6 protein-coding genes are annotated in these 6,172 nt (G+C 60.8%); 2 read left to right on the top strand and 4 right to left on the bottom strand.

The window, feature by feature from the left end; genetic code table 11:
- Nucleotides 1–236 precede the first annotated feature (236 nt).
- Nucleotides 237–1,652, top strand: a complete 1,416-nt coding sequence (locus tag AB3X99_RS36385) for an ISNCY family transposase (RefSeq protein ID WP_368619688.1) — start codon at nucleotides 237–239, stop codon at nucleotides 1,650–1,652.
- Nucleotides 1,653–1,970: 318 nt separating this feature from the next.
- Here AB3X99_RS36385 and AB3X99_RS36380 read toward each other — a convergent pair whose 3' ends face one another.
- Nucleotides 1,971–2,744 (bottom strand): SDR family oxidoreductase, encoded by a 774-nt coding sequence (locus AB3X99_RS36380; protein WP_069267258.1) that lies wholly within the window; start codon nucleotides 2,742–2,744, stop codon nucleotides 1,971–1,973.
- A gap of 93 nt (nucleotides 2,745–2,837) precedes the next feature.
- On the opposite strand from AB3X99_RS36380, the gene AB3X99_RS36375 reads away from it, so the two are divergent.
- Nucleotides 2,838–3,473: a TetR/AcrR family transcriptional regulator gene (locus tag AB3X99_RS36375; protein ID WP_368619687.1), complete on the top strand. Its 636-nt coding sequence runs from the start codon at nucleotides 2,838–2,840 to the stop codon at nucleotides 3,471–3,473.
- 12 nt (nucleotides 3,474–3,485) lie between these two features.
- On the opposite strand, the gene AB3X99_RS36370 is transcribed toward AB3X99_RS36375, so the two are convergent.
- Genes AB3X99_RS36370 through AB3X99_RS36360 form a run of 3 tightly spaced genes read right to left on the bottom strand, consistent with a single transcriptional unit; the run spans nucleotide 3,486 to nucleotide 6,126 of the window.
- Entirely contained in the window at nucleotides 3,486–4,520 is a 1,035-nt protein-coding gene (locus AB3X99_RS36370) for an XdhC family protein (RefSeq protein WP_368619686.1), read from the bottom strand.
- 49 nt (nucleotides 4,521–4,569) lie between these two features.
- The gene (locus AB3X99_RS36365; protein WP_368619685.1) at nucleotides 4,570–4,953 is read right to left on the bottom strand and encodes a BON domain-containing protein; all 384 of its coding nucleotides are present in this window, start codon (nucleotides 4,951–4,953) and stop codon (nucleotides 4,570–4,572) included.
- Between the two features lie 27 nt (nucleotides 4,954–4,980).
- Nucleotides 4,981–6,126 carry a porin gene (locus AB3X99_RS36360; RefSeq protein WP_368619684.1) on the bottom strand — a complete coding sequence of 382 codons (1,146 nt, stop codon included), beginning with the start codon at nucleotides 6,124–6,126 and terminating at the stop codon, nucleotides 4,981–4,983.
- Nucleotides 6,127–6,172 lie beyond the last annotated feature (46 nt).

Here is a 6,172-nt window from a genome sequence, read left to right as displayed (position 1 = left end):
CTGCCCGTTCATGATCCGATCTTCGACACTGCGTGAGCTGCAACCCGTGAAAGACAAAACCTGAACCCCGCAAAAGCGGACACTTGAACTTGGCCGGGAAGCGGACATCTGAAAATGGCTTTGACATATATGTAGGAGCAAAGTAGTAGTGTCGTACTTGGGCAAAGTACAGATGTCGTACCCGGGCGCATACCGGTCCATGCTGGCGCGGTTCTCACCTAACCGCGGAGCCGGTCATGGCCGATACCGGGATGATCACCATGAGCATGCGCGAACTGGACCGGCTGAAGGTCATCGAGGCGGTTGCTGAGGCCCGCCTGATGCCCTGGCGGGCGGCTGAACGGCTCGGCATCAGTCGTCGGCAGGTGGAGCGGCTGGTTCTCCGGTATCTCGGTGAAGGCGCGGCCGGGCTGGTTTCACGTCGACGTGGGTGCCCCAGCAACCATCAGTTGCCCGACGCTCTGGTGCGACGCGCCCTGAGGCTGATCGGCGAGCGCTACGCTGATTTCGGGCCCACGCTGGCCTGCGAGAAGCTGCGCGAATGCCATGGCCTCGTGCTGTCGAAGGAAACCGTGCGGCACCTGATGACGGAGGCCGGACTCTGGGTGCCGCGCAAACAGCGCCCGCCGGGAATCCATCAGCCACGTGCCCGGCGCGCGTGTTTCGGCGAGCTGGTGCAGATCGACGGCAGCGACCACCGCTGGTTCGAGGAGCGCGCACCGGCCTGCACCCTGCTGGTGTACGTGGACGACGCGACGAGCCGGCTGATGACGCTGCACTTCACGCCGACCGAATCGACGTTTAGCTATTTCGAGGCGACGCGCGCGTATCTGGAGCGCCATGGCAAGCCTGTGGCGTTCTACAGCGACCGCGCCAGCGTCTTTTACGTGAAGCGCCGCGCGGAGACAGCAGGCAAAGGTGTCACGCAGTTCGGCCGGGCGATGTACGAGCTCAATATCGACACCTTCTGCGCGAACTCAAGCCCCGCCAAGGGACGCGTGGAGCGCGCCCACCTCACGCTGCAGGATCGCCTGGTGAAGGAGCTGCGGCTGCGCGGCATCAGCACCATCGAGGCCGCCAACGCCTGGGCGCCCGCCTTCATGGCGGCCTATAACGCGCGCTTTGCAAAGCCGCCCAGAAGCACGTTCGATGCGCACCGGCCGCTGCGCACCGACGAGAATCTGGACGCGATCCTGACGTGGCGGGTCCGCCGCAAGGTATCGCGTTCGCTGACCGTGCTGAACGATCGCGTGATCTGGCTGCTGAAGGACACGCCGGCGACCCGCCGGCTGATCGGCCGCTACATCGAGGTCTGGGAGTATCCGGACGGTCGCATCGAGCTGCGGGCCGGCGGTGCAGCGCTGCCCTGTATCCCCTATGACAAGCTCTCGGAAATCGACCAGGGGGCCGTGATCGAGCACAAGCGGCTCGGCCATGCGCTGCGCGTCGCCCAGGCGCTGCAGGCGCAACGCGATAACCGTCGCGTATCAGGCTCGCCATCCCGCACCAATCGCGGCGCTGCGGTACGCAAACCGGAACCATTGCCTGGCACACGGAAGCAGCGCGAAGTGACGCTCGAGGACTTGAATGCGGCGGTAATGGGGACTCACCGCAACCAGGGAGGCTCGGTGCTAAAAACCCCCTCCAGATAGATATAAAGGACTGCGAAACAACCACACCCAGAACCAACCTCAACCCCGACATCTGTATTTAGCCGGGACCCCGACATCTGAAAATGGCTTTGACATTATATGTCACAGCTTTTTTGTAATGTCTGATTCTGGCTCATTAGTGATGTCCGATTCCTGCCCTGGTTGAGGCGCACGCTCGCGTGAGGCGTCGACCAGGGGCAAACCATGAACGGACGTGAGCTGATCACGGCAGGCATGCACGAACTCGAGCGGGTCAAGGTCATCGAGGCGGCCGTCGAGACCGTGCGCACACTGGTGCGGCCTTCATGTCAGAGGGACTTAGAGCCGGGCACCGCCCGTCGCGTCGATCACCTGCCCCGTCGTCCAGCGTGCCTCATTCGATGCGAGGAACGTGACGACATCAGCGACATCAACAGGTTGACCCACTCGTGAGAACACCGACATGGCCTCCGCGCCGGCACGTGCCTCCGGCACCTTGATCCACGCCGCATTCATGTCGGTCTCCGTGACGCCCGGCATGACCGCATTCACCGTGATGCCACGAGGACCGAACTCAGGGGCAAGCGCCAGCGTCAGCGTTTCAATCGCACCTTTCGAAGCGGCGTAGGCGGGATGCGTTGGAGCCGCGACACGCGTAAAGCCCGTCGAAACATTGATAATTCGCCCATTGTCGCGGATGTGATCTGCAATAGCCTGGATCAGGAAGAACGGTGCCTTGAAGTTGATCGTCAGGACCTCGTCGAATGCGGACTCACTCGTCTCAGACAGGCGGATGGCCGGTGCCACGCCAGCATTGTTGACGAGGATGTCTAGCCTCGGCTCGCCCGTGGCGTCGATGGCAGCGGCCTTGAACTGTTCCCAGATACTGTCCGTTGCTTCCTTTCCGCGACTTAGGTCCGCTTCGATCGCGACGGCTTTCGATCCGAGAGCTTCGATTTCACGGATGGTGGCGTTCGCCGCATCCCGATTGGCGCCGTAGTGCACGCCGATGAGCGCAGCCCCCTCTTTCGCAAATGCCAGGGCTACGGCATGGCCGATGCCACGCGAGCCTCCCGTAATCAGGGCCACCTTGTTTGAAAGCTTTGCAGACATCGACCACTCCTTCCTGACTGAATTAGTAGTGGTCACTATAATATTGACGTCGAAACACGCTTGTCAACGATTTTTATAGGACTCGATATAAAAATGAGCGAACCCGCCCGGAAACGCGGCAGGCCGAGGTTGCTGGACCGCGACGTGGGACTCGATGTCGCCGCTCGGCTGTTCTGGGAGCATGGATACGAGGGCACCTCGATCGCCGATCTGACCGAGGCCATGGGTATCCCGCCGCCGTCCCTCTACGCAACGTACGGCTCGAAGGAGGACCTTTACAGACAGGCGCTCGACCATGTCAGCGAGCGCGAAAACAAAGCCGTGCTGGAAGCGCTAAGCGGAAAGTTGCCGGCGCGCGATGCGATAGCGTTCTATCTGCACGACGCTGCGGCACGCTTCACCGACCCGGGAAGGCCGCGCGGCTGCATGATTTCGACTGCTGTTCTCCAACACGCCGAAAAGAGCGAGTCGGTCGCCCAATTGGTCTCCGCGCGACGGGAGCTTGGGCTGCAGACCATCAAGGTACGCTTCGACCGTGCCGTCGCTGAGGGCGAACTTGCCCCGGATACCGACACCGAAGCGCTCGCACGCTTCTATGCCGCAGTGGTGCAAGGCATGTCCGCGCAAGCCTGTGATGGGGCATGCAGGGAAAGACTGAAGCGGCTGGCTGATATTGCAATGTCTGCATGGCCTTCGCCCCCAGTTCGCCGCCGGAAGCCGGTTTCATGAGAGAACCCGCTTTCACCAAACACGATCCAGCGCACTGATCGGTGTGCCATCATTCGTGATTGCCTTTGCCGTCTTCCCACGCTCGACCCTAAGGATTGCCGGCAGCGACACACGATTCTTCGCGGCCGTTACTTCTGCGAGAATCGATACCGCGATTTCGGGCGGCGTGCGGCTGCCGATATAGATCCCGGCCGGACCGCGCAAGCGTGCAAGTTCTGCGTCGCTCAGATCGAACTCTTTAAGCCGCTCGCGCCGTGCAGCATTGTTGCGCCGCGAGCCAAGCGCACCGACATAAAACGCGGGTGTCTTCAGCGCTTCCATCAGCGCGAGATCATCGAGTTTAGGGTCATGCGTGAGTGTAATGATTGCACTGCGTTCGTCGGGTCTCATTTCCAGGACCGTATCGTCCGGCATCGTGCGCACGAGTTGCGTGCCGGGTACATTCCATGTCTGCACATACTCCTCGCGTGGATCGCACACCACCACCTGATAGTCGAGTCCTGTCGCGACCTGGCATAAGTAGCGCGATAGCTGTCCCGCGCCAATAACGAGCATACGGTAACGGGGCCCGTGAATCGTCGTCAGATGCATCCCGTTGAAGTGCACACCGTCAGTCGTGCCCGGTGGCCCAAGTGTGACGGCACCCGTTGTCATGTCTAACGTGCGCGCCACCAGTTCGCCACGACTGAGCGCTTCGTGCAGGGCCTGAATACGGCTTTGCCGCGTAATCGGCTCAAGCACGAGTCGCATCGTGCCACCGCAAGGCAACCCGAACCGATGCGCTTCCTCGGCACTAATGCCGTATTCGACCACCTCCGGCACCCCTTGCGCGACGCCGTTCCGACGCACCTGGTCGATGAGATCATCTTCGATACAGCCGCCTGAAATGGAGCCCACCACACGACCGTCATCGCGCAGGACAAGCATCGCCCCCTCCGGGCGAGGCGACGAACCCCAAGTCTTCACGACCGTAACAAGCAGCGTTCGGTGGCCCGCATCAAGCCAGTGCATCGTAGCTTCCAGCACCTCGAAATCGACACTGTTCATGCTCACATTCTCCTACGGTACGCAGTCGAGCCGCGTCATGCACGTGCGCCTACTGACTGCCGAACGGCGTTTTGACCGTCAGCCGGTTGGTCACGGACCTCACGCCGGGAACGCCCCGCGCGATCTCCGTCATCTCACCGATGTGTGAGGCATCAACCACCGTCCCGTCGAGCGTCACCGCGCCGCGCTTCACCACCACGCTGATGGCGCCCGCGTCGATCTCCTCGTGCTGTGCGATTGCCGCGTAGACCTTGCGGCGCAGCGCAAAATTGTCCTTCCGGCTACTCGTCTGCGTGACGCTGCCGGAGGCTTCGGTCGCTGTGCCTTTCGACACGGTGCGCGCTTCGCTCTCGCTGGCCTGCGCCCAGACGTCAATAGATGTTGATCCAACCAGCAACCCGACAGCGATTTTCAGTGCCCTGCTTGTCTTCATTCATTGCTCCAATCAGCCACGGTGGGATCAGAAGGTGTGCCGAATGCCAATCATCGCGGCGGTGCTGGAGGTACCCTCAGGAACCGGCGCGGCGTAGGCGATCGCCTGGCTCATCTTGCCCCGGTTATTGACATGGCCAACCTGTACATAGGCGATGGTGGTCCTGGACAAACTGTATTCGGCGCCCACCGCGTACGCATCCGATTGATTGGATGAAACGTTGCGGTCCTTGAGGTAATAAAAGCCAGAGGTGACCTTGAAAAACGGCGTGAACTTGTAGCCGAGCCCCGCGGAAATCATCTCGAAGTCGGCCTGACCGCTGTTCGCCGGATCCTTGCCGATGCTGTATGACGTCGATACTGACAGGTCGTGGAACGTGTACATCGCGCCGAAATAGTAAAAGCGATTGTTATCGCGCCCGGTGGACGGTGCCGTGATGATCGCGCCGATCGCTGTCGTCGTGAAGGGATTGCTGTCGTGGCCGTTGTAGTAAGCAGCCGAGAGATTGAGACCGTAGTTCGAATACCTGAGCACGGCAGACTCGCGCGTGCCACCCTGGGATTGACCGGCGACGCCGCCCGGCGCATATTCGAGTCCCAGCGATAGACCGTGAAATTTCGGCGACTGGTAAACGATCGCGTTAGAGTCGTACAGCGCACCGATCGCTCCGTTTGTACTGGTGCCCTGCCAGCCTGCAGCCTGATTCATGCCAAGCCATGCGGTGAGGATACTGCCGAAGAATTGCGCGCCCCGTACGTCGGTGTCGGCCATCGCAAATATTATCGGCACGAACTGACGGCCCGCATCGATCGAACCGAAAGGACCGGAGATGCCGATCGTCGCTTGCTGGTTGAAGATTGCGCTGACGCCCGGTGTGTCGGACAGTCCGAACTTCCCGTTGGTACTGGTGAATGCTCCCTGGAGCTTGAAGTTGACCTTGTAACCACCGCCAATGTCTTCAACGCCCTTGAGCCCCCAGAAACTGGTGAAAATACCCGCGTCCTTGAGTGCGTATAGGTGGCCGAGATTCATTTTCGACTGGAAATTCGGCGCATTCGCGCTTTGATACAGCAATCCCGTATCGACGGCGCCATACAGCGTCACCGACGATTGCGCGTGTGCCGCGACCGTCCACACAAAGACCGTCGAGGCGACGATCACTTTCATTTTCATGCTGTCTCCAATGTCATATTTTTTGGTGGATGCGGCCACGCTTCGA

The sequence above is a fragment of the Paraburkholderia sp. BR10882 genome (assembly GCF_040948855.1).
GTDB classification, from domain to species: Bacteria; Pseudomonadota; Gammaproteobacteria; order Burkholderiales; family Burkholderiaceae; genus Paraburkholderia; species Paraburkholderia nodosa_A.
This window is presented reverse-complemented; position numbering and strand designations above follow the sequence as displayed.